Source organism: Pseudomonas sp. 2995-3, assembly GCF_002742565.1.
GTDB lineage: Bacteria > Pseudomonadota > Gammaproteobacteria > Pseudomonadales > Pseudomonadaceae > Aquipseudomonas > Aquipseudomonas edaphica.
This window is the reverse complement of the sequence record NZ_LJSB01000176.1, coordinates 198,886-219,754: the sequence shown is the minus strand read 5'-3', so window position 1 is coordinate 219,754 and position 20,869 is coordinate 198,886. Positions and strand designations below refer to the sequence as shown.

Annotated in this window: 23 protein-coding genes; 13 read left to right on the top strand and 10 right to left on the bottom strand. The window is 59.6% G+C overall.

Translation table 11 applies throughout. The features are described from left to right. Window positions 1–128: 128 nt before the first annotated feature. From speB to AOA62_RS13015, 4 genes are read left to right on the top strand one after another with little or no spacing between them, the layout of a single operon-like run. Window positions 129–1,079, top strand: coding sequence for an agmatinase (gene speB / locus AOA62_RS13030; protein ID WP_017134866.1), 951 nt, complete (start codon window positions 129–131; stop codon window positions 1,077–1,079). Further along, complete coding sequence (locus AOA62_RS13025) at window positions 1,079–1,498, top strand: nuclear transport factor 2 family protein (protein WP_017134865.1); 420 nt, start codon at window positions 1,079–1,081, stop codon at window positions 1,496–1,498. The genes speB and AOA62_RS13025 overlap by 1 nt, the downstream gene beginning before the upstream one ends. A gap of 21 nt (window positions 1,499–1,519) precedes the next feature. After that, window positions 1,520–3,121, top strand: coding sequence for a cytosine permease (locus tag AOA62_RS13020; RefSeq protein ID WP_099548851.1), 1,602 nt, complete (start codon window positions 1,520–1,522; stop codon window positions 3,119–3,121). A 29-nt stretch (window positions 3,122–3,150) separates the two neighbouring features. Then, window positions 3,151–4,533: a sodium:solute symporter gene (locus AOA62_RS13015; protein ID WP_017134863.1), complete on the top strand. Its 1,383-nt coding sequence runs from the start codon at window positions 3,151–3,153 to the stop codon at window positions 4,531–4,533. A gap of 196 nt (window positions 4,534–4,729) precedes the next feature. Here AOA62_RS13015 and AOA62_RS32470 read toward each other — a convergent pair whose 3' ends face one another. Both AOA62_RS32470 and AOA62_RS13010 read right to left on the bottom strand, forming a co-directional pair. After that, window positions 4,730–4,852 carry a PA1414 family protein gene (locus AOA62_RS32470; RefSeq protein ID WP_017134862.1) on the bottom strand — a complete coding sequence of 41 codons (123 nt, stop codon included), beginning with the start codon at window positions 4,850–4,852 and terminating at the stop codon, window positions 4,730–4,732. 142 nt (window positions 4,853–4,994) lie between these two features. Beyond that, the gene (locus AOA62_RS13010) at window positions 4,995–5,888 is read right to left on the bottom strand and encodes a LysR family transcriptional regulator (RefSeq protein WP_017134861.1); all 894 of its coding nucleotides are present in this window, start codon (window positions 5,886–5,888) and stop codon (window positions 4,995–4,997) included. Window positions 5,889–5,992: 104 nt separating this feature from the next. Between AOA62_RS13010 and AOA62_RS13005 the strand changes: the two genes are divergently transcribed. Continuing rightward, on the top strand, window positions 5,993–7,192 hold the full coding sequence (locus AOA62_RS13005) for an MFS transporter (protein ID WP_099548850.1): 1,200 nt from the start codon (window positions 5,993–5,995) through the stop codon (window positions 7,190–7,192). On the opposite strand, the gene AOA62_RS13000 is transcribed toward AOA62_RS13005, so the two are convergent. The 3 genes from AOA62_RS13000 to AOA62_RS12990 all read right to left on the bottom strand — a co-directional run bounded on the left by AOA62_RS13000 (window position 7,104) and on the right by AOA62_RS12990 (window position 10,032). Then, complete coding sequence (locus AOA62_RS13000; protein WP_017134859.1) at window positions 7,104–8,546, bottom strand: NCS1 family nucleobase:cation symporter-1; 1,443 nt, start codon at window positions 8,544–8,546, stop codon at window positions 7,104–7,106. The two genes, AOA62_RS13005 and AOA62_RS13000, sit on opposite strands and share 89 nt — an antisense overlap. Before the next feature lie 198 nt (window positions 8,547–8,744). Next, window positions 8,745–9,143, bottom strand: a complete 399-nt coding sequence (locus AOA62_RS12995) for a DUF2177 family protein (RefSeq protein WP_099548849.1) — start codon at window positions 9,141–9,143, stop codon at window positions 8,745–8,747. A 52-nt stretch (window positions 9,144–9,195) separates the two neighbouring features. After that, on the bottom strand, window positions 9,196–10,032 hold the full coding sequence (locus tag AOA62_RS12990; RefSeq protein ID WP_017134857.1) for a S1 RNA-binding domain-containing protein: 837 nt from the start codon (window positions 10,030–10,032) through the stop codon (window positions 9,196–9,198). Between the two features lie 324 nt (window positions 10,033–10,356). Here AOA62_RS12990 and AOA62_RS12985 point away from each other — a divergent pair, with 324 nt between their 5' ends. From AOA62_RS12985 to AOA62_RS12975, 3 genes are all read left to right on the top strand, one after another. Continuing rightward, entirely contained in the window at window positions 10,357–10,536 is a 180-nt protein-coding gene (locus AOA62_RS12985) for a hypothetical protein (RefSeq protein WP_003193095.1), read from the top strand. Window positions 10,537–10,743: 207 nt separating this feature from the next. Further along, a complete protein-coding gene (locus tag AOA62_RS12980) occupies window positions 10,744–11,466 on the top strand; it encodes a TorF family putative porin (RefSeq protein ID WP_017134856.1) in 723 nt (240 codons plus the stop codon). A gap of 66 nt (window positions 11,467–11,532) precedes the next feature. Next, window positions 11,533–12,399 carry a DUF6279 family lipoprotein gene (locus AOA62_RS12975; RefSeq protein ID WP_099548848.1) on the top strand — a complete coding sequence of 289 codons (867 nt, stop codon included), beginning with the start codon at window positions 11,533–11,535 and terminating at the stop codon, window positions 12,397–12,399. 48 nt (window positions 12,400–12,447) lie between these two features. Here AOA62_RS12975 and AOA62_RS12970 read toward each other — a convergent pair whose 3' ends face one another. Then, window positions 12,448–12,837 carry a hypothetical protein gene (locus tag AOA62_RS12970; RefSeq protein WP_017134854.1) on the bottom strand — a complete coding sequence of 130 codons (390 nt, stop codon included), beginning with the start codon at window positions 12,835–12,837 and terminating at the stop codon, window positions 12,448–12,450. A 155-nt stretch (window positions 12,838–12,992) separates the two neighbouring features. Here AOA62_RS12970 and AOA62_RS12965 point away from each other — a divergent pair, with 155 nt between their 5' ends. After that, a complete protein-coding gene (locus tag AOA62_RS12965) occupies window positions 12,993–13,268 on the top strand; it encodes a hypothetical protein (protein ID WP_099548847.1) in 276 nt (91 codons plus the stop codon). 114 nt (window positions 13,269–13,382) lie between these two features. Here AOA62_RS12965 and AOA62_RS12960 read toward each other — a convergent pair whose 3' ends face one another. Further along, a complete protein-coding gene (locus AOA62_RS12960) occupies window positions 13,383–14,729 on the bottom strand; it encodes a DEAD/DEAH box helicase (protein ID WP_026013512.1) in 1,347 nt (448 codons plus the stop codon). A 193-nt stretch (window positions 14,730–14,922) separates the two neighbouring features. Here AOA62_RS12960 and AOA62_RS12955 point away from each other — a divergent pair, with 193 nt between their 5' ends. Beyond that, window positions 14,923–16,221, top strand: coding sequence for a mechanosensitive ion channel family protein (locus AOA62_RS12955; RefSeq protein WP_099548846.1), 1,299 nt, complete (start codon window positions 14,923–14,925; stop codon window positions 16,219–16,221). Window positions 16,222–16,325: 104 nt separating this feature from the next. Here the strand turns inward: AOA62_RS12955 and AOA62_RS12950 are convergent, their stop codons facing one another. The 3 genes from AOA62_RS12950 to AOA62_RS12940 form a co-directional block, all read right to left on the bottom strand. Next, the gene (locus AOA62_RS12950; protein WP_099548845.1) at window positions 16,326–17,192 is read right to left on the bottom strand and encodes a carboxylate/amino acid/amine transporter; all 867 of its coding nucleotides are present in this window, start codon (window positions 17,190–17,192) and stop codon (window positions 16,326–16,328) included. 203 nt (window positions 17,193–17,395) lie between these two features. Beyond that, entirely contained in the window at window positions 17,396–17,995 is a 600-nt protein-coding gene (locus AOA62_RS12945; RefSeq protein ID WP_017134849.1) for an FMN-dependent NADH-azoreductase, read from the bottom strand. 151 nt (window positions 17,996–18,146) lie between these two features. Beyond that, complete coding sequence (locus AOA62_RS12940; protein ID WP_099548844.1) at window positions 18,147–18,461, bottom strand: 3-phosphoglycerate kinase; 315 nt, start codon at window positions 18,459–18,461, stop codon at window positions 18,147–18,149. 49 nt (window positions 18,462–18,510) lie between these two features. Here AOA62_RS12940 and AOA62_RS12935 point away from each other — a divergent pair, with 49 nt between their 5' ends. Genes AOA62_RS12935 through AOA62_RS12925 form a run of 3 tightly spaced genes read left to right on the top strand, consistent with a single transcriptional unit; the run spans window position 18,511 to window position 20,819 of the window. Next, window positions 18,511–19,434: a LysR family transcriptional regulator gene (locus tag AOA62_RS12935; protein WP_017134847.1), complete on the top strand. Its 924-nt coding sequence runs from the start codon at window positions 18,511–18,513 to the stop codon at window positions 19,432–19,434. Window positions 19,435–19,448: 14 nt separating this feature from the next. Further along, window positions 19,449–20,252, top strand: coding sequence for an alpha/beta fold hydrolase (locus AOA62_RS12930; protein WP_017134846.1), 804 nt, complete (start codon window positions 19,449–19,451; stop codon window positions 20,250–20,252). A gap of 3 nt (window positions 20,253–20,255) precedes the next feature. After that, entirely contained in the window at window positions 20,256–20,819 is a 564-nt protein-coding gene (locus AOA62_RS12925) for a peptidylprolyl isomerase A (RefSeq protein WP_016979352.1), read from the top strand. Window positions 20,820–20,869: the final 50 nt, after the last annotated feature.

Here is a 20,869-nt window from a genome sequence, read left to right as displayed (position 1 = left end):
GGACCGAGTTTACCCCAAGCATTAGTTTAGAAAAATCTGAACTAAGTATTTGCCTCTGCCGATTCTTCCCGCCACGGGCTTTTCGCAGAATCGGCCCCTAATAAACAAAACAACGATGAGGCACTCCCGTGGACAAGATTTTCCACCAACCACTGGGCGGCAACGAAATGCCGCGCTTCGCCGGCATCGCCACCATGATGCGACTTCCCCACCTGCAAACGGCCAAAGGCCTGGATGCTGCCTTTATCGGCGTGCCTCTGGATATCGGCACGTCGCTGCGCGCCGGCACCCGCTTCGGGCCGCGTGAAATCCGCGCTGAATCAGTGATGATCCGCCCTTACAACATGGCCACCGGCGCCGCACCGTTCGACTCGCTGTCGGTTGCCGACATTGGCGATGTGGCGATCAACACCTTCAACCTGCTCGACGCCGTGCGCATCATCGAAGAAGCCTACGACGAGATCCTTGAGCACGACGTGATCCCGATGACATTGGGCGGTGACCACACCATCACCCTGCCGATCCTGCGTGCTATCCACAAAAAGCACGGCAAGGTCGGGCTGGTGCACATCGATGCCCACGCTGACGTCAACGACCATATGTTCGGCGAGAAAATTGCCCACGGCACCACCTTCCGCCGCGCCGTGGAAGAAGGCCTGCTCGATTGCGATCGTGTTGTACAAATCGGCCTGCGTGCCCAGGGCTACACGGCCGAAGACTTCAACTGGAGCCGCAAACAGGGCTTCCGTGTGGTCCAGGCCGAAGAATGCTGGCACCACTCCCTCGCCCCCTTGATGGCCGAAGTGCGCGAAAAAGTCGGTGGCGGCCCGGTGTACCTGAGCTTTGATATCGACGGCATCGACCCCGCCTGGGCGCCCGGCACCGGCACACCGGAAATCGGCGGGCTGACCACTATTCAGGCGATCGAGATCATCCGTGGTTGCCAGGGCCTCGACCTGGTTGGTTGTGATCTGGTAGAAGTTTCGCCGCCTTACGACACCACCGGCAACACCTCGCTGCTCGGCGCCAACCTGCTGTACGAGATGCTCTGCGTACTGCCCGGCGTGGCGCACCGCTGATGAGCGCCCAAGAGGTGCTGAAAGCCGCCGCCGACCTGGTGGCAGCCTTCGCCGCTAATGACCGCGAGGCTTACTTTGGCGCGTTCACGGCCGATGCCAGCTTCGTGTTTTACACCCTGCCCCAGCCTCTGCTCAGTCGCGACGCCTACCAGGCGTTGTGGGACAGCTGGCGCGCGGACGAGGGGTTTGAAGTGCTGTCCTGCAGCTCAAGCAATGCCGTGGTCAGCCTGCAGGGTGACGTGGCGATATTTATTCATGACGTGGCCACCGAGCTGCGCATGAACGGGGAGCAATTTTTTAGCCAGGAGCGCGAGACCATTGTCTTCAAACGGCAAGCGTCTCACCTAAAACAACAAGGCCTGTGGCTGGCCTGTCACGAACATTTGTCCGCTATGCCGGAAGGGCTGCCGCCCCCTTAGCCAATGTGATCGGAGCTGATCATGAATAATAAAAACAACGAAAACAGTATTCGCAGAATAGAAACCAACGGGGTCGAACAGATCCCGGACCACGAACGTACCGCCAGACCCAAGGATCTGTTTCGCCTGATCTTCGGCGGTGCCAACACCTTTGCCACCGCCGTGCTGGGCTCGTTTCCGGTGCTGTTCGGTTTGTCGTTCCAGGCTGGGGTCTGGGCAATTGTGCTGGGCGTGTTGGTGGGCGCGCTGATCCTGGCGCCCATGGGCCTGTTCGGGCCGATCAATGGCACCAACAACGCCGTGTCTTCCGGTGCGCACTTTGGTGTGCATGGGCGGATTGTCGGCTCGTTTCTGTCGCTGCTGACGGCGATTGCCTTCTTCTCACTGTCGGTGTGGAGTTCGGGTGATGCGCTGGTCGGTGGTGCGAAACGCCTGATTGGCCTGCCGGAAACCGACCTGACGCTGGGCTTGGCCTACGGCCTGTTTGCCTTGCTGGTGCTGACCGTGTGCATCTACGGCTTTCGCTTCATGCTGTGGGTCAACCGCATTGCGGTGTGGGCGGCGAGCCTGCTGTTTCTGCTGGGCATCTTCGCGTTCGCACCAGCGTTCGACAGCCACTTCGCCGGCAGCGTCGCCATGGGCCAGGCTGGTTTCTGGGCTGCCTTCATCGGCTCGGCGCTGGTGGCCATGAGCAACCCGATTTCCTTCGGCGCGTTCCTGGGTGACTGGTCGCGCTACATCCCGCGTGAGACGCCGAAAATGCGCATCATGCTGGCGGTCGTGCTGGCGCAGATCGCCACCTTGATTCCGTTCCTGTTCGGCCTCGCCACCGCGACCATCGTGGCGATCAAGGCGCCGGACTATATCGCGGCCAACAACTATGTCGGCGGTTTGCTGGCCGTATCACCGAGCTGGTTCTTCCTGCCGGTGTGCCTGATCGCGGTGATCGGCGGCATGTCCACCGGCACCACCTCGCTGTATGGCACCGGGCTGGACATGTCCAGCGTGTTCCCGCGCTTGCTGTCGCGGGTCAAGGCCACGTTGCTGATCGGGGTGATGTCGATTGCCTTCATCTTTATCGGACGTTTCGCCGCCAACCTGGTGCAGAGCGTGTCGACCTTCGCCGTGCTGATCATCACCTGCACCACGCCGTGGATGGTGATGATGATCATCGGCCTGATCGTGCGCCGCGGTTTCTACTGCCCGGATGACTTGCAGGTGTTCACTCGCGGTGAGACCGGCGGGCGCTACTGGTTCAGCCACGGCTGGAACTGGCGCGGCCTGGGCGCCTGGGTCCCGAGCGCACTGGTGGGCCTGTGCTTCGTCAACCTGCCGGGGCAGTTTGTCGGGCCGCTGGGCAACCTGGCCGATGGCATCGATATCAGCCTGCCGGTGACGCTGGGGCTGGCGTCGGTGGTGTACCTGACCTTGCTTCGTGCGTTCCCGGAGCCGGCCGAAGTCTATGGCCCGGCCGTAGTGGCGAGGGAGCTTGCTCCCGCTGGGGTGCTTGCTCCCGATGGGGTGCGGAGCGGCCCTAAAAAAGCCGGCTCCAGCTTCGCTGTCGAACGGGAGCAAGCTCCCTCGCCACAGCAAGTGCCCTTCCTGCAGAAAACCTCTCAATAGCCTAAAAAAATAAACGGAGAACCGCCGTCATGGCTTTGGATTTATTCGTCGTACTCATCTACGCCGCCGGCATGCTCGTGCTCGGCTATTACGGCATGCGCCGTGCCAAGACCCACGAAGACTACCTGGTGGCCGGTCGTAACCTGGGCCCGTCGCTGTACATGGGCACCATGGCCGCCACCGTATTGGGCGGTGCATCCACCGTCGGCACCGTGCGCCTGGGTTATGTGCATGGCATTTCCGGCTTCTGGCTGTGCGCCGCACTGGGCGCGGGGATCATCGCGCTGAACCTGTTCCTGGCCAAGCCGCTGCTCAAGTTGAAGATCTTCACCGTCACCCAGGTGCTGGAAAAACGTTACAACCCGATGGCCCGCCAAGCGAGTGCGGTGATCATGCTGGCCTACGCGCTGATGATCGGCGTGACCTCGATCCTGGCCATCGGCACCGTGCTGCAAGTGCTGTTCGGCCTGCCGTTCTGGGTGTCGGTGCTGCTCGGCGGTGGCGTGGTGGTGGTGTATTCGACCATCGGCGGCATGTGGTCACTGACCCTTACCGATATCGTGCAGTTCGTGATCAAGACCGTCGGCCTGATGTTTATTCTGCTGCCGATCTGCCTGTACCGCGTCGGCGGCTGGGATCAACTGGTGGCCAAGCTGCCGGCGTCGAATTTCAGCTTCACCGAAATCGGCTGGGACACGATCATCACCTACTTCATGATCTACTTCTTCGGCATCCTGATCGGCCAGGACATCTGGCAACGCGTGTTCACCGCCCGTGACGAAAAAGTCGCCCAGTACGCAGGCACGTTCGCCGGTTTCTACTGCATCCTCTACGGCCTGGCCTGTGCCCTGATCGGCATGGCCGCGCATGTGCTGCTGCCGAACCTGGACAACGTCAACAACGCCTTCGCCGCCATCGTCAAAGCCTCGCTGCCAGACGGCATCCGTGGCCTGGTGATCGCCGCCGCACTGGCCGCGATGATGTCCACCGCCAGCGCCGGCCTGCTCGCCGCTTCCACCGTACTGACCGAAGACCTGCTGCCACGCCTGCGTGGCGGCAAGCAGTCGAGCCTGAGCATCAACCGTCTGTTTACGATGCTGACCGGTATCGCCGTGCTGGGTATCGCGCTGGTGGTCAACGACGTGATCAGCGCCCTGACCCTGGCCTACAACCTGCTGGTGGGCGGCATGCTGATCCCGCTGATGGGCGCAATTTTCTGGAAGCGCGCCACCACCTCCGGCGCCATTGCATCCATGACATTGGGCTTTGTGACGGCGCTGGTGTTTATGTTCAAAGACGGCCTGGACGCGAATACGCCGATCTACTACAGCCTGGCGGTTGGGCTGGTGAGTTTTGTATTGGTGAGCTTGTTGTCACGTCGGCCAGAGGCTTCGGTGGCCAGGGCCATTTGACAGGTAACAGGATTTAAAGCGGTTTCTTCAGCGGGCGCGACGTCGGATGTCGCGCCCGTTTTTTTGCCTTGCACAAAACGACTGTGGGAGCGGGCTTGCCCGCGATAACTGTGTGTCAGTCAACTTTAAATCGACTGATACACCGCTATCGCGGGCAAGCCCGCTCCCACATTCTAAAACCTGTTGCTAACTGAGCTTAGCGGCGACGCGGACGACGCTGCTCGTCATCCGTGCGAATCGGTATCGGCTGCAGTGGCGGTTCAATCAGGCCCAGCGCAACGCCGAGGTCGTGGAGCCAGTTTTGAATTTTCTCTTTCATGGTTGCCCCCTTTGAGGGTAATGCGGCTAGGCGGGAGTTCTGTCGCCTTTTCCTACAGTGATAGTAGCTCTAAGTCTTACGTAATGCTTGAACGAAACCACAACGAACTATTACAGGATTGATCTGAATCCTGACAGATCGTTCAAGCAATCGCGCGCGCGTCTTGCAGGAAATCGGCCTTGCCCTCTTGTTGCAGATCGATCCATGCATTGAGGTTAGCGCCGAGCATGCCCTTGCGCCACATTAACCAGGTAGTAGCAGTGGCAAAAGGCCCGGTCAACGGATGAACGGACACGCTGTCCTTGCCTGGCAGGCTGTCGAGCATCGATTCTGACATCAATGCCACGCCGGAACCGGCGATCACGCAGGCGAGCATGCCTTGGTAAGACTCAATCTCGATGGCGCGGCCCATGGCCACACGCTCGTGGGAAAACCAGGTTTCCAGGCGCGCACGGTAGGCGCAACTGCGTCGGAAGGTGAACACCGAGCGGCCGGCGACGTCCTGGGGGCCACGCACGGGCGGGTGATCCGCCTCGCAAATGATCACCAGGCGCTCTTCGCACAGCGGCACGCCGTCCAGCGTCGCGATCGTTATCGGGCCATCCACAAAGGCCGCGTCCAGACGCCCGGTGATCAAGCCCTCTAGCAACTCGCCGCTGGGCGCCGATTGCACCTGGAGGTTCACCATCGGATACGCCTTGTGATAGCGCGCCAACAGTTTGGGCAAATGCACTGCGGCCGTGCTGTACATGCTGCCCAATACAAAATCGCCCGCCGGCTGCCCTCCTTGCACCGCGCCGTGGGCTTCATCATGCAGCGCCAGCAGTCGAGTGCTGTAGTCCAGCAACACTTTGCCTGCGGGAGAAAGCTGCAAGCGCTGGCGTTCGCGCACGAACAACTCGACGCCCAGTTGCTCCTCCATTTGCTTGAGCCGTGTCGACAGATTCGAGGGCACGCGATGCAGGCGCTCAGCCGCGCGGGTGATGGAGCCCTCTTCCGCCACGGCCTGGAAGATGCGCAATTGACTGAACTCCATACCTTTCTCCAAAACTGAACAAGTTACTCACTATTATTCATTTTTACAGAAAGTCAATCCGCTTTAGCCTACAGGTCATTCGCTTCCCCGTAGGAAACCTGCACATGTCACCGCTGATTCGCTTAACCGCCAGCTTTATCGCCCTGATGATGGCCATGGGCATTGGCCGCTTCGCCCTCACCCCGCAGATGCCGCATTTGCTCAGCGAGGGGCAGATTGACCTGACGGGCGCGGGCCTGATTGCCGCCGCCAACTACCTGGGCTATTTCGTCGGCGCGGTGGACTCGATCTTCGCCCGCAGCCATCACCACATAAAAGCGCGTTTGTATGGCGGGCTGTGGCTGTGCGTGCTGCTGACCCTGGGGTCGTACTGGGCGCATGGCTTCTGGCCGCATTTGCTGCTGCGCTTTGGTACCGGCGTGGCGAGCGCCTGGGCGCTGGTAATGATCACCAGTTTGAGCCAGCCGCTGGCAATAGCCGCCGAGCGTCCGCGTTTGGGAGCATTGGTGTTTGCCGGGCCTGGCCTGGGGATTCTGCTGACAGGATTGCTGGCACTGGGCTCCAATCTACTGGGCGAAGACTCTGCGACCTTGTGGCTGGTCTATGGCGTGGTGGCATTGGTGATGTTGCTGGCCATCCTGCCCTTTTTACCGAAACCGACCGTGACGGTGACCCATGCCACTAGCGCGGGCAGCAACGCCAGCATCGCGCACCTGTGCTGGATCTACTTCTTGTATGGCCTGGGCTACATCATCCCCGCAACCTTCTTGTCGCAGATGGCCAGCGCGCAGTTCCACGGCGCGTGGCAAGCCGACCTGTTCTGGCCGTGCTTTGGCCTGGCGGCGGCGCTGGGTGTGGTGGTGGCGAGCCTGCGTCGCAAGGACCCGAACACCACCCGCCGCTGGTTGATGACGACTTTGTGGCTGCAAGCGGCCGGGGTATTCGCCTGCCTGCTGGGCAATGGCTGGGGCCTGGCCCTGGGAGTGTTGCTGTGTGGTGCGCCGTTCCTGGCATGCATGCAACTGGTGATGGCGCGTTTGCGCGAGGTGGCGCCCCACGGCTACCAGCGCAGCACCGGGTTGCTCACCGCCAGCTTTGCCATTGGCCAATTGTGCGGCCCGTTGCTGGCCTCGGTGAGCAGCCACTTAAGCGGCGGCCTGCAACCGGCGCTGGTGATCGCCGGCTGTGGCTTGGTGGTGGCGGGCGCGGTGTTGGTCAACCGGCAACCAGCGACGTCGGCGCACGAACCTGCTCGCGCCGCGCCAGCACCAGGAAAAACAGCCCTCCCAGGAAGCACCCGGTAAACCAGGCAAAGTTGGCCATGCCCTGCAACGCGGGCGTGAAGGTGATAGCGACGCCCACCAGCGTCGCAGGCACCAAGGCTTTGACGGCGGTCCAGTTCACGCCGCCGTCGTAGTAATAACGGCCGTTGGGGCTGTCGTCGAACAGGGCATCCACGTCGATTTTCTGCTTTTTGATCAGGTAAAAATCCACAATCAAAATCCCGAACAGCGGGCCGATAAACGCAGCGAGAATGTCCAGGGTGTAGTGGATCATCAGCGGGTTGTTGAACAGGTTCCACGGCGTGATAAAGATTGAGGCCACAGCCGCGATCATGCCACCTGCGCGCCAACTGATCTTGCTCGGCGCGACGTTGGCGAAATCAAACGCGGGTGACACGAAGTTGGCGACAATGTTGATGCCGATGGTGGCGGTCACGAAGGCAAAGGCGCCGAGCAGCACGGCCATGCTGTTGTCGATGCGCGAAACCGTAGCGATTGGGTCATGCAACATTTCGCCAAACACCGGCAAAGTGCCCGAAACGATGACGACAGTCACCAGCGAGAACGCCAGAAAGTTAACCGGCAACCCCCAGAAATTGCCGCGTCGCACGTCGTGCATGCTGCGGCAGTAGCGGCTGAAATCACCGAAATTGAGCGTAGGCCCGGAGAAGTACGACACCACCAGCGCCGTCGCCACAATCACTTGGCCAAATGCCTGCCAGCCCGACAGGGATTTTTCCGCCAGGGTGAAACTGATGTTCGCCCAACCCGCCTTCCACACGATCCAGCCGGCCAGGGCAAACATTACCGCATAGACCACTGGCCCCGCCCAGTCGATAAAACGGCGGATGGACTCCATGCCGGCCCAGAATACGGCTGCCTGCAGCGTCCATAAGCTGAGGAAGCCAAACCAGCCCAGGTAAGACAGGCCCGCAAAGTGCGGCTCTGCATACACCGCCATCTGTGGGAAAAAGCGCAGCACTACGATAATCAAGGCACTCGACGCCAAGTACGTCTGGATGCCGTACCAGGCCACGGCGATCAAACCGCGAATCACCGCCGGAATATTCGCCCCAAACACGCCAAATGCCAGCCGGCAGATGACCGGGTATGGCACCGCCGCTTGCTGGCTCGGCTTGGCCACCAGGTTGGCAATCAACTGCACGATGCAAATGCCGGTGAGCAAGGCGATCAACACCTGCCAACTGGCCAACCCGAGGGCAAACAGGCTGGCGGCGAACACGTAGCCGCCGACGCTGTGCACGTCGCTCATCCAGAAGGCGAAAATGTTGTACCAGGTCCATTTCTGCGGCAGCGGCCCGAGGTCCTGGTTGTACAGGCGCGGGCTGTAGCCTTTGGGCAATTGTTCGGTCATCGCTTGGCTCCTCGAAATACCGGCCTGCGCTGCCGTAACGGTGTGCATACGGGAGGCGGCCTGGTTTGTATACGAGGTATTCAGCAGAATATGTGCCAATGGCACACAATCCCTCTGAAACGGTGTTCCAAAGAGATTTATGAAGGCTTGTTGGCGGGGGTTATGCTCAGCAACGGTGCACGTCAATCCTGTACACAATCAATGCCGCACCCGATGTGCACACAAATAGCCGACACTGCAACAGACGGCCGTCAGGAAGGTGCCCCAGGCCATGTCCATCAGGGCCAGCCCGGCTGACCAACCTTGCAATGTGGCCCAGTTGCTCAGGTCATACGTGCCGTAGGCCACCAGGCCGAGCAGAGCGCCAAGGCCTGCTGCACGTTGCCAGCTGCCGCTGGGCAAAACCACTAACACCACACAACCGAGGGCATACAGCAGATAAAACAGCACAGCAGGCAGCAAGCGAGGCTGATCAAGCATCAGCGAGCCGAGCAGGGATCTGTAGGTCTGGCCCATGAAAACGCCGAGCCAGAGGCCGTCGAGCACCAGAAACGCGAGTAAGGTGCCGAGGTAAGCGAAGCGTATTTTGCGGGTCATGGTTGCAGCCTCCATAGGCGCCGAGCGGCACCTACAGAAGAGCAAAACGCGATCAGCTTAGTTCAATGCGATCGGCGTGAATCACAATCTGGCCCTGCTTGTAGAGCGCACCAATGGCTTTCTTGAAGTTGCCTTTGCTGACACCGAACAAATTGCTGATCACCGCCGGGTCGCTCTTGTCGCTGACCGGCAGGGTGCCGTTGTTTTCACGCAACTTGGCGAGGATCTTCGAGTTCAGGCTCGAGGCCGCTTCCTGGCCAACCGGTTGCAGGCTCAGGCTGATGTTGCCATCGGCGCGAATCTCTTTAATGAAGCCTTTCTCTTCCTTGCCCGGGCGCAGGAACTTGAACACTTCGTTCTTGTGGATCAGGCCCCAGTGCTTGTTGTTGATGATCGCCTTGAAACCCATGTCGGTGGCTTCGGCCACCAGCAGGTCGACTTCCTGGCCCACCTGGTAGTTGGCAGGTGTCTTATCCAGGTAGCGGTCAAGTCGCGCGGTGGCGGTGATGCGTTTGGTGTGCTTGTCGAGGTAGACGTGCACCACGCAGTATTCACCTGCAGTCAGCTGGCGTTTTTCTTCCGAATACGGCAGCAACAGGTCTTTTGGCAAACCCCAGTCGAGGAATACGCCGATGCTGTTGACTTCGACGACTTTCAAACTGGCGAATTCGCCGACTTGAACTTTCGGCTTTTCAGTCGTCGCGATAAGTTTGTCATCGCTGTCCAGATAAATGAAAACGTTAAGCCAGTCTTCATCTTCACTGGGAATATCTTTGGGGATATACCGATTAGGCAAGAGGATTTCGCCATCTTGCGCACCATCCAGGTACAAACCAAAGTTAGTGTGTTTAACCACTTGCAAGCTGTTGTAGCGCCCGACTAAAGCCATTTCCAGATACCTTCGTTACGTGGGCGGCATTCTACCCGAGTTGCGCCCGCCACGCGCGTGCGCCTGAAAAATCGCGGGCTGGCGTGGCCTCGTAATGGCACCGCCCCGCTCGTCTGATCAATCGATCGAATTTTACCCGCGGGCAGCAGCCGAATAAACCCTGTGGTTTCGAGTTAAAACAGTAAGTTAGGGGCTTATTTCAAGGTCACATTTTGGCCGATTACATCGGCTTTGGTTATTCCCAGAGGATATTTGCCAAGCAATTGTCAAGTATTTCCTGTACGATGCCTGGCCAAGTTAATTTTCTACAGGTTAGTGGCCGCCATGCGCGTAAAAGCATCCAACAGCAAAGCAAAGCCAGCTCCCGCCGTTGAAACCAGCGAATCGATCAACAGCCAAATTGCTGCTTTCCTCAAGTCCGGGGGCGAAATCCAGCAAATTGCCAAGGGCGTGAGCGGCCAGACTTTCGGCCCGTCCAAGCAGATCAGCCTGGGCAAAAAGTAATACCCGCGCGTCGCATCTAGCTCCTAAGCGTCTTGCCTTCCAAGGCGCCAGGACTAGAGTCTGAAACACCCTCCTGCTACTTATCTTGATGTGCTAATCGACGAACGGGGCTCACCGCGAAGCATTCGCCGGTATGCTTGCACCCGTCTAGCACGGGCATCTGTCCGATTTTTTCATTACTGCTCCTCGCTTTTCATGGAGTGAAGCATGCTCAAGCCCTGCTTGTTTCTCATCGCAGCCCTTACAGCAAGTCCCCTCGCATACGCGCAGATTTTTCAGCGTGAACTGGGTGACTTCGACCTCAAATTAGGCACCACGCCCAGCCGCAGCATGGCCCAGGGCCTGGTCAAGCCCACCTCGCCGGGCAGCGATTCCTTCCACGGCGGCCTGGACCTGAGCCACGACAGCGGCCTGTATTTCGGCCAGTTTTCGCCCAATATGGGCCTGTCCTCGGCCAACAACCTCGAAGTCGACTCCTACATGGGCTTCAAGCGCCCCTTCGACCAGACCCTCGGCTACGAAGTCGGTATGATCCACTACAGCTACCCCAAGCTCAGCCCGCTCGACAGCCAGGAGTTCTACGGCGGCTTGAACCTGCTGGGCAATCGCTTCGGCGTGTCGTTCAGCAACGATCCGGATCGCCAGGACAGCACGCTGTTTGCCGACCTCGGCGGTACACAGCCCTTCGGCATCGGCGTCAGCATGAAGTACACCACTCACCAGCTCGGCACTCCAACTGCGGTGGAAGGCGGCTACATCAGCAGCTTCAGCGACTGGTCAGTGCAGTTCTCCCGCGCATGGAAAGGCGTTGACCTGGACCTGATCTATAGCGGCTCCAGCCTCAGCGGTGGAGACTGCTCGGCCTACTCCGGACACAATTCGCAATGCGACGGCCTGTTGACCTTGAAGGCCGCGCGGTCGTTTTATTGATGGGCTGAACTGTCGCGCCTCGCACAGGCTCACATGCATGAACCCTCCCTGCGAAAGGACACGCCCATGCTGCGTCGGCTCAAATTACTGGTGGTATTACTGACGTTGAGCCTGGTGCTCGCCGGCTGCAATCGCGTGGGCCTGGCCTACCGCAACCTTGATGTGATCATCCCCTGGACGCTCAACGACTACCTGGACATGAACGCAGGGCAAAAGAGCTGGTTCAATGACACACTCAAGGAACATCTGGCCTGGCACTGCACCACTCAACTGCCGGGCTACCTGGACTGGCTTGATCGCCTGCAACAAATGGTCGACAACAACCAGATCACCGACGCCGCGCTGCAAGCGCGCACCAGCGAAGCCAAGCAGGCGATCGCTGAAGTGGCCCGTGAGATCACCCCGTCAGCCATCCAGTTGCTGCAGGGCCTGGATGATCAACAAGTCAAAGACATGGGAGATGCGCTGGCCAAAGACCTGCGCAAGCGCCAGGACGAATACCTCAAACCGCCACTGGCTCAGCAGATCAAGGAGCGCGCCGAGCGCATGAGCAAACGCCTGGTTGCGTGGATAGGGCCGTTGAGTCCCAGCCAGCAGAACCGAGTGACGGCGTGGTCAATCGCGCTGGGCGAACAGAATCAGGAATGGATCGGTAATCGCGCCCATTGGCAGGCGCAATTTATCGACGCCTTGCAGCAGCGTCACAGCGTTGACTTCCCACAGAAAATCCAACAGCTGCTGGTCGACCGCGAGAGCCTGTGGACCCCGCAATACCGCACCGCCTATGCACAGACCGAAGCCGCTGCGCGCAGCCTCATCATCGACCTGATGGCCGAAAGCACGGCGCAGCAGCGCCAGATACTCACACAAAAAATCCGCAAGGTTCGCAGTGACTTCCTGGCCCTCAAATGCCTCAAGGCCGCGTCGATTTAAAATGTGGGAGCAATCCCGCTCCCACATTTTGGTCTGGGGTGCGCCCTTTTACGCAATCTGCGCCTTTGAAGCCACCTCAGCAAACGTCGCCGGGTCCAGCGCGTCTGCCTGCTCGTCCAGCACTTGGCGCGGGTGATCGTTGCCGGGGATTGAGCTGTCGATCAGGGCCAGCAGTTGCGCACCTAGCGCTGTGAGGATGAAGTTCTCACCATTGCCGCCCTCTTCTTCCGGGCGCGATTCAATGAAACCGCGTTTGAACAACAGCGCTTCGTAATCGGCGGCGGTCTTTTTCAACGCGTCCAGATTACCGGTGGATTCGCCCGCCGTGGCCTTCTCGGCGGCTTCCTGCTCGGCGTATTTGCGCGGCGCAAAGCTGCCTTCGCCGTTCTGCACTTCATGCAGTAGACGTTCGATCAGATCCCAGTTGTAAGTCGTCATCCTGATTACTCCCGCGGGCAGATTAAAAAGTGGCCCGTCATAGGTAGTGACATGACCTGACACTGGCCGTTCATCCCAATAGACGAGCGTCATTTCTCTGAACTTTCCAGACGTTCGCGCCCTCAACTGAACACCACTGCCAAGGAGGTCCGACCATGAAAACCCTGATGAACCTGGCCATCGCCGCCGCCCTGCTGAGCGCCCTGCCCGCCTGGGCCTGCACGCCGGAAGAGGCCACGGCCAAACGCGAACAACTGGCCAGGGAAGTGACCAAACTGACCCAGCAAAACCCGGCCAGGGCCAAGGAAATCAACGATGAGTTGCAACACATGAACCTGGAGACTGCCAGCGCGGATCTGCCAGACAAGTGCCAACTGATCGACCAGCGCCTCAAGGAGCTGGACGAGGCGGCCGCCAAAGCAAAGAATTAACCACCACAACGGGACGCGGAGCGCCCTTGGCGGCATTCCCACGCAGAGCGTAGGAACGATCAACTGAGGGCATAAAAAAACCGGACAGCGTCCGGTTTTTTTATATCAGCGGCCTTATTCGGCAGCTGGCGCTTCTGGCTTGCGGCGCTTGAGCGGCGCCATGCCGTCCTTGCTGACGAGCGACAGGTTGTCGGTCTTCGGCCGGTTGGCAATCTTGCGCTTGGTTGGCGACTTGGCGCCGGTTTTCTTCTTGTCACCCTTGGCGTCGGTCTTTTTCTTCTTCACGCCAACGGCTTTGCCCGACGCCTTGACCTTCTTCGGCCCGGTGTAGGTGCCTTTGACTTCCTTGATGGTGCGGCGCTCGAACGACTGCTTGAGGTAGCGTTCGATACTCGACATCAGGTTCCAGTCGCCGTGGCAGATCAGCGAGATCGCCAGACCATCATTGCCGGCACGCCCGGTCCGGCCAATACGGTGTACGTATTCGTCGCCGCTGCGCGGCATGTCGAAGTTGATGACCATGTCCAGGCCATCCACGTCCAGGCCTCGGGCGGCAACATCGGTGGCGACCAGGATCTTCACGCCGCCGGCCTTGAGGCGGTCGATGGCCAGCTTGCGGTCCTTCTGGTCTTTTTCGCCGTGCAGCACGAACGCCTTGTATTCCTGAGCCACCAGGCGACCGTAGATACGGTCGGCTGCTGCACGGGTATTGGTGAAGACGATGGCCTTCTGATAGGTCTCGTTGGCCAATAACCAGTTCAGGATCTGTTCTTTGTGTACGTTGTGGTCGGCCATCACGATCTGCTGACGCGTGGTCGCGTTCAGGTCGCTGACGTTATTGACCTGCAAGTGCTCAGGGTTGTTCAGCACCTTGGCAACCATATCGCGCAGGGTCGAACCGCCGGTGGTGGCGGAGAACAGCATGGTCTGCTGGCGATTGACGCACTCGGCAACAAGACGCTGCACGTCATCGGCAAAGCCCATGTCGAGCATGCGGTCGGCTTCGTCGAGCACCAGCACTTCGACTTCCTTGAGGTCGAGGTTGCCGGCGTTGAGTTGCTCGATCATCCGGCCTGGGGTGCCGATCAGGATGTCGGGCACCTTGCGCAGCATTGCGGCCTGGACCTTGAAGTCTTCACCGCCGGTGATGATGCCGGACTTGATGAAGGTGAACTGCGAAAAGCGCTCCACTTCTTTCAAGGTCTGCTGGGCCAGCTCGCGGGTCGGCAACAGGATCAGGGTCTTGATGCTCACGCGGACTTTGGCCGGGCCAATCAGGCGGTTCAGCACCGGCAAGACGAAAGCGGCGGTTTTACCGCTGCCGGTTTGTGCCGTCACCCGCAGGTCACGCCCTTGGAGCGCGAGCGGGATGGCCGCTGCTTGCACAGGCGTAGGCTCGACAAATTTAAGCTCGGCCACGGCTTTGAGCAGGCGTTCGTGCAGGGCGAATTGGGAAAACACGGGTGCTACCTCGAAGAAATACAAAATATCAGCTGCATAGGGTAACGGTTTCGGGCGCTCAAACCGAGTTTCTTTACGCGAACGAGGCTAATCAGCTGCTTTTTTGTCAGCAGATTTGTCCGCAAAACCAACTTTGTTGCACATAAATGCTCTAATCGACCCGTGTTGTCTTACAGAAGAATCGGTTTTACCCATGGATATCAAACAGCTCTGGCTCAACGTCCAAGACCTTTGGGGCGCCCTCGATGAACACCCGCTGCTGCATGCCAGCCTGGGTTTGCTGATATTGCTGGTAGTCGCCCTATTGGTCGGACGGGTAGCACGCTACCTCATCCTCCACGCCGTCAAACTGCTCGGCCGGCAACCGGCGCTGCACTGGCTCAATGACCTGCGGCATAACAAAGTCTTCCACCGCCTGGCGCAAATGACGCCCTCGCTGGTGATCCAGTTCGGCCTGTACCTGGTACCCGACCTGAGCAAGACCGCCACCCTGTTTATCGGCAATGTGGCGCTGGCGTTCACCATCCTGTTCATGACGCTGGCCGTGAGCGCCCTGCTCAACGCCTTGCTGGATATCTACGCGCGCACCGAACATGCCCGCACCCGCTCGATCAAGGGCTATGTACAGTTGGCAAAGATGGTGCTGTTCGTGTTCGCCGCGATCATCATCGTCGCCACCTTGATCGACCGTTCGCCGCTGTTGCTGCTCTCGGGCCTGGGTGCAATGTCAGCGGTGATTTTGTTGGTGTACAAGGACACGCTGCTGTCGTTTGTGGCCAGCGTGCAGCTGACCAGCAACGACATGCTGCGGGTCGGCGACTGGATCGAGATGCCTCAGGTCGGCGCCGACGGTGACGTGGTGGATATCACCCTGCACACGGTCAAGGTGCAGAACTTCGACAAAACCATTGTCTCGATCCCCACTTGGCGCCTGATGTCCGAGTCGTTCAAAAACTGGCGCGGCATGCAGGCTTCCGGCGGGCGCCGCATCAAACGCAGCCTGTATATCGACGCCAGCGGCGTGCGCTTTTTGCGCGACGACGAAGAAGTGCGCATGACCCAGGTACACCTGCTCACCGACTACATCAGCCGCAAGCAGGCCGAACTCAAGGCCTGGAACGAAGCTCAGGGCCATAGTGCGCAACTGTCGGCCAACCGCCGCCGCATGACCAACCTCGGCACCTTCCGCGCCTACGCCCTGGCGTACCTGAAAAGCCACCCGGACATCCAGCCGAACATGACCTGCATGGTGCGCCAGATGCAAACCACCGCCCAAGGCGTGCCGCTGGAAATCTACTGCTTCACCCGCACCACGGCGTGGGCCGATTACGAGCGCATCCAGGGCGATATCTTTGATTATTTGCTGGCGGTGCTGCCGGAGTTTGGCTTGAGCCTGTATCAGCAGCCGAGTGGCAATGATTTGCGCGCGGGGATGGTGCCGGCGGTGTTGGGGGCCAGCCATTTGCCAGCCCTGGAAAACGAATCTGCCTAACGCCATCCATTCCCTGTGGGAGCGGGCTTGCCCGCGATAGCGGTGTATCAGTCGAAATATTTGCCGACTGACACCCCCTATCGCGGGCCGCTCCCACATCTGGATCAGCTTATGACCGGCACCTTGCGCACACCCAAGCGACTGATCCACACCGCCCCCAGAATCACCAAACCTCCCAACGCCAAGCGCCCCAGCGGCTCGTGCTGATTCCAGATCAGCAGGTTCAGCAACAACCCCACCGGCACATGCAGGTTGTTCATCACCGCCAATGTACCGCCGTTGACCAGGCAGGCGCCTTTGTTCCACCAGTACATGCCCAGCGCAGTGCTGACCAGCCCAAGGAACACCAGCACGCCCCATTGCAGCGGCGCTTCGGGCAAAAAGTTGGTTTTTCCGAACAGCAAAAACGCCGGCAACACCACGATCAAGGCGCCCAGGTAGAAGTAGCCGAAGCGCCGGTAGTGCGGCAGGTCGCTCGGATAACGCGCCACCAGGTGCTTGTACATCACCTGCCCGGCGGCGTAGGTGAAGTTGGCCAGTTGCAGCAGCAAGAAGCCCATCAGGAAGTTCGGCGTGATCTGGTCGAAGCGAATCACCGCCGCGCCGCCCACGGCAACCAGCGCAGCAATCAGCGCCCAAGAGTTGAATCGGCGGTTAAGCGCGTCTTCGATCAGGGTCACGTGCAACGGCGTGAGGATGGTGAACAGCAACACTTCCGGCACCGTAAGTACGCGAAAGCTCAAGTAAAGGCATACATAGGTCACGCCGAACTGCAGCGCACCGATCAGCAACATGCCGCGCATGAAGGGTGGCGCCACCGAACGCCAACGGGTCAGCGGGATGAAGATCAACCCGGCCAATACCACGCGCACCAGCACGGCGAAGTAGCTGTCGACGTGACCGGCGAGGTATTCGCCGATCAAGCTGAAGGAAAATGCCTGAATCAGGGTGACAACCAGTAAGTAGCCCATGCGCGCCTCGTTTCGAATGGGCGGGACATTAAAGGTTTTCGGCGTTTACTGAAACTCAAGGCAAAAAAAACCCGACCTCGCTAAAGCGGCAGTCGGGCAGGAGCACTCAGGAGCAACAAGTGCAAAGGGAGGTTCGATACGCGTACTTGAAGGGTTTGCGTGGAGCGATATAAACACCACGCGATTATGTGACGATTAAAACGTCAGGCGACCTGTGCCAGCAGCGCTTTGGCGTGGTTGATGCCCTTCTCCTGGAAGTCACCGCTCAAGTTCACGCCTTCGGCATGAATGAAGGTGACGTCATGAATCCCGATAAAGGCCATGACCTGGCGCAGGTACGGCTCCTGATGGTCGGAGCTGGCGCCGGTGTGGATGCCACCGCGTGCGGTCAGCACAATAGCGCGCTTGCCGGTCAGCAAACCCTGCGGGCCGGTGGCGGTGTACTTGAAGGTCACACCGGCACGCAACACGTGGTCCAGCCAGGCTTTGAGGGTGCTGGGAATGGCGAAGTTGTACATCGGCGCGGCCATCACCAGCACATCGGCGGCGAGCAATTCGTCGGTCAGTTCGTTGGAGCGGTCCAGGGACGCCTGCTCGACGCGGCTGCGCTGGTCGGCGGGTTTCATCCAGCCGCCGAGCAGGTTGGCGTCCAGGTGCGGAACCGGGTTGAGGGCCACATCACGCACAGTGATCTGATCCGCCGGGTGGGCGGCCTGCCATTGGCTGATGAACTGTTGAGTCAGCTGGCGGGAGATCGAATCCTGCTGGCGGGCGCTGCTTTCGATGATCAGAACATTGGACATGGCTGGGTAGGCTCCATCTGTAAATGCTGTAAGACGATGGAGTGAAGATTAAACAGAGCCAATTCGATAAAAAAGCGTAAAAAACTGCTATAACCCATCTATAAATTTGTTTATAAGCGGAGTATTGCTGTGGGCATGCTCCGCTGCCGGTTTATTTTGGGGTGCAGGTCAGTGCGATACGCATCTTGATAATCGAGCGGGTGAATTTGACCGTGGTGTTGGTGCTTTTACCTGCCGGCACCGTGACCGTTCGGCGACGCGGCGATTCCGGGCCGTTGGTGAAGGTTACCGAGCACACCGCGTCATTGGTGCCGTAATTATTCAGCTGTATCGAACTGATGTCGTTGTCGACGTCGGACGCCGTGTAGTCAATGCTCACGCCCTCGATCTTTTTAGTAACGTCGGTGGAATAGGCAAACGCGCTCATCGGCAGCAGCGCCAGCAACACACAACAGAATTTTCTCATTCGGCAGTCTCCAATAAGGACCGCCAGCTTAGGACAAGAGGAGCTCATCTTGAAAGCGCCCCGCGTTACCCTCGATCAATGGCGCACGCTGCAGGCCGTGGTCGACCACGGCGGCTTCGCCCAGGCGGCTGAAGCACTGCACCGTTCGCAGTCCTCGGTGAGCTACACCGTGGCCCGCATGCAAGACCAGCTCGGCGTGCCATTGCTGCGCATCGACGGACGCAAGGCCGTGCTCACCGAGGCCGGTGAAGTGCTGTTGCGCCGCTCGCGGCAACTGGTCAAAAACGCCAGCCAACTGGAAGACCTCGCCCATCATATGGAACAGGGCTGGGAAGCCGAAGTACGCCTGGTGGTGGACGCCGCCTACCCGAATGCACGCCTGGTGCGCGCCCTCACCGCCTTTATGCCGCAGAGCCGTGGCTGCCGCGTGCGCCTGCGTGAGGAGGTGCTGTCGGGCGTTGAAGAGCTGTTGATGGATGGCATGGCGGACCTGGCCATCAGCGGCTTCATCATTCCAGGCTACCTGGGCACCGAAATGAGCGACGTGGAATTTATCGCTGTGGCCCACCCCGACCACTCACTGCATCGCCTGAACCGCGAGTTGAGCTTCCAGGACCTGGAAAGCCAGATGCAAGTGGTGATCCGTGACTCTGGCCGCCAGCAGCCGCGCGACGTCGGCTGGCTCGGCGCCGAACAGCGCTGGACCGTCGGCAGCTTGCCCACCGCCGCCACCTTCGTCAGCAGCGGCCTGGGCTTCGCCTGGTTGCCCCGACACCTGATCGAACGCGAACTCAAGGATGGCCTGCTCAAGCAGCTGCCATTGGAAAAGGGCGGCAGCCGCAACCCGACGTTCTACCTGTACTCGAACAAAGACAAACCCCTGGGGCCGGCCACGCAGATTCTTATCGATTTGTTGCGCACCTTCGACACCGCTCCCCTGGACGCACCTTTCGCCGCCCCCCAGCAAGCCTGAGACGGAGTTCACCCATGGCCTGGTTCGACCACGAAGGCTGCAGCCTGCATTACGAGGAATACGGTCACGGCGCTCCGCTGATCCTGATCCACGGCCTGGGCTCCAGCAGCCAGGATTGGGAACTGCAGATTCCGGTCCTGGCCCGGCATTACCGCCTGATCGTGGTGGATATACGCGGTCACGGTCGCTCCGACAAACCCCGCGAACGCTACAGCATCCAGGGTTTTACCTTCGATCTGGTGGCGTTGATCGAACACCTGAACCTGCCGCCCGCCCATGTGGTGGGTTTATCCATGGGCGGCATGATCGCATTCCAGCTGGCCGTGGACGACCCCGCTCAGGTCAAGAGCCTGTGCATCGTCAACAGCGCGCCCGAGGTCAAGGTGCGCAGCGCCGATGATTACTGGCAATGGGCCAAGCGCTGGAGCCTGGCGCGCGTGCTCAGCCTTGCCACCATCGGCAAAGCGCTGGGCGATCGGCTGTTCCCAAAACCCGAGCAAGCCGACCTGCGGCGCAAAATGGCCGAACGCTGGGCAAAAAACGACAAACGTGCTTATCTCGCCAGCTTCGATGCGATTGTCGGCTGGGGCGTGCAGGAACAACTTTCCAGAATTACCTGTCCTACCCTGGTCATCAGCGCCGACCACGACTACACCCCCGTGGCGCAGAAAGAAAACTATGTAAAACTGCTGCCCGATGCGCGGCTGGTGGTAATCGAAGATTCCCGCCATGCCACGCCCTTGGATCAACCCGAAGTCTTTAACGCTACCTTGCTCGATTTTCTAAAGACAGTCGAAACCACTACCCAGGATCACTGACCCATGCTGAAAAAAATCGCCTTCTTTGCCGGCTCCGTATTGTTCGCAGCCAACCTGATGGCTGCTGAGCCTGCCAAGGCCCCTCACGTCCTGATCACCACCACCAATGGCGACATTGAAATCGAACTGGACCCGGTCAAGGCGCCGATCAGTACCAAGAACTTCCTGGCCTATGTCGACAAAGGCTTCTACACCAACACCATTTTCCACCGCGTGATCCCGGGTTTCATGGTCCAGGGCGGCGGTTTCACCGCGCAGATGTCGCAGAAGCCGACCGAAGCACCGATCAAGAACGAAGCCAGCAACGGCCTGCATAACGTTCGTGGCACCTTGTCGATGGCACGCACCAACGATCCAAATTCGGCCACCAGCCAATTCTTCATCAACGTGGCTGACAATGCCTTCCTCGACCCTGGCCGCGATGCGGGTTATGCCGTGTTCGCCAAGGTGGTCAAGGGCATGGACGTCGTCGACGTCATCGTCAACTCGCAAACCACTACCAAGCAAGGCATGCAGAACGTGCCAATCGATCCTGTTGTGATCAAGTCGGCCAAGCGCATCGACTGAGGTCCGCAGCAAGCTCCGCACGCGGCCCACAACGCCGCGTGCGCATTTGA

What these genes read in the sequence shown, in the direction of transcription:
- AOA62_RS13025 (WP_017134865.1), top strand. Translation starts at nt 1,079, where the DNA reads ATGAGCGCCCAAGAGGTGCTGAAAGCCGCCGCCGACCTGGTGGCAGCC.
- AOA62_RS13015 (WP_017134863.1), top strand. Translation starts at nt 3,151, where the DNA reads ATGGCTTTGGATTTATTCGTCGTACTCATCTACGCCGCCGGCATGCTC.
- AOA62_RS13005 (WP_099548850.1), top strand. Translation starts at nt 5,993, where the DNA reads ATGTCACCGCTGATTCGCTTAACCGCCAGCTTTATCGCCCTGATGATG.
- AOA62_RS12930 (WP_017134846.1), top strand. Translation starts at nt 19,449, where the DNA reads ATGGCCTGGTTCGACCACGAAGGCTGCAGCCTGCATTACGAGGAATAC.
- AOA62_RS13020 (WP_099548851.1), top strand. Translation starts at nt 1,520, where the DNA reads ATGAATAATAAAAACAACGAAAACAGTATTCGCAGAATAGAAACCAAC.
- AOA62_RS13010 (WP_017134861.1), bottom strand. Translation starts at nt 5,888, where the DNA reads ATGGAGTTCAGTCAATTGCGCATCTTCCAGGCCGTGGCGGAAGAGGGC.
- AOA62_RS12950 (WP_099548845.1), bottom strand. Translation starts at nt 17,192, where the DNA reads ATGGGCTACTTACTGGTTGTCACCCTGATTCAGGCATTTTCCTTCAGC.
- AOA62_RS12995 (WP_099548849.1), bottom strand. Translation starts at nt 9,143, where the DNA reads ATGACCCGCAAAATACGCTTCGCTTACCTCGGCACCTTACTCGCGTTT.
- AOA62_RS12985 (WP_003193095.1), top strand. Translation starts at nt 10,357, where the DNA reads ATGCGCGTAAAAGCATCCAACAGCAAAGCAAAGCCAGCTCCCGCCGTT.
- AOA62_RS12990 (WP_017134857.1), bottom strand. Translation starts at nt 10,032, where the DNA reads ATGGCTTTAGTCGGGCGCTACAACAGCTTGCAAGTGGTTAAACACACT.
- AOA62_RS12955 (WP_099548846.1), top strand. Translation starts at nt 14,923, where the DNA reads ATGGATATCAAACAGCTCTGGCTCAACGTCCAAGACCTTTGGGGCGCC.
- AOA62_RS12975 (WP_099548848.1), top strand. Translation starts at nt 11,533, where the DNA reads ATGCTGCGTCGGCTCAAATTACTGGTGGTATTACTGACGTTGAGCCTG.
- AOA62_RS12965 (WP_099548847.1), top strand. Translation starts at nt 12,993, where the DNA reads ATGAAAACCCTGATGAACCTGGCCATCGCCGCCGCCCTGCTGAGCGCC.
- AOA62_RS32470 (WP_017134862.1), bottom strand. Translation starts at nt 4,852, where the DNA reads ATGAAAGAGAAAATTCAAAACTGGCTCCACGACCTCGGCGTTGCGCTG.
- AOA62_RS12945 (WP_017134849.1), bottom strand. Translation starts at nt 17,995, where the DNA reads ATGTCCAATGTTCTGATCATCGAAAGCAGCGCCCGCCAGCAGGATTCG.
- AOA62_RS13000 (WP_017134859.1), bottom strand. Translation starts at nt 8,546, where the DNA reads ATGACCGAACAATTGCCCAAAGGCTACAGCCCGCGCCTGTACAACCAG.
- AOA62_RS12940 (WP_099548844.1), bottom strand. Translation starts at nt 18,461, where the DNA reads ATGAGAAAATTCTGTTGTGTGTTGCTGGCGCTGCTGCCGATGAGCGCG.
- AOA62_RS12980 (WP_017134856.1), top strand. Translation starts at nt 10,744, where the DNA reads ATGCTCAAGCCCTGCTTGTTTCTCATCGCAGCCCTTACAGCAAGTCCC.
- AOA62_RS12925 (WP_016979352.1), top strand. Translation starts at nt 20,256, where the DNA reads ATGCTGAAAAAAATCGCCTTCTTTGCCGGCTCCGTATTGTTCGCAGCC.
- AOA62_RS12970 (WP_017134854.1), bottom strand. Translation starts at nt 12,837, where the DNA reads ATGACGACTTACAACTGGGATCTGATCGAACGTCTACTGCATGAAGTG.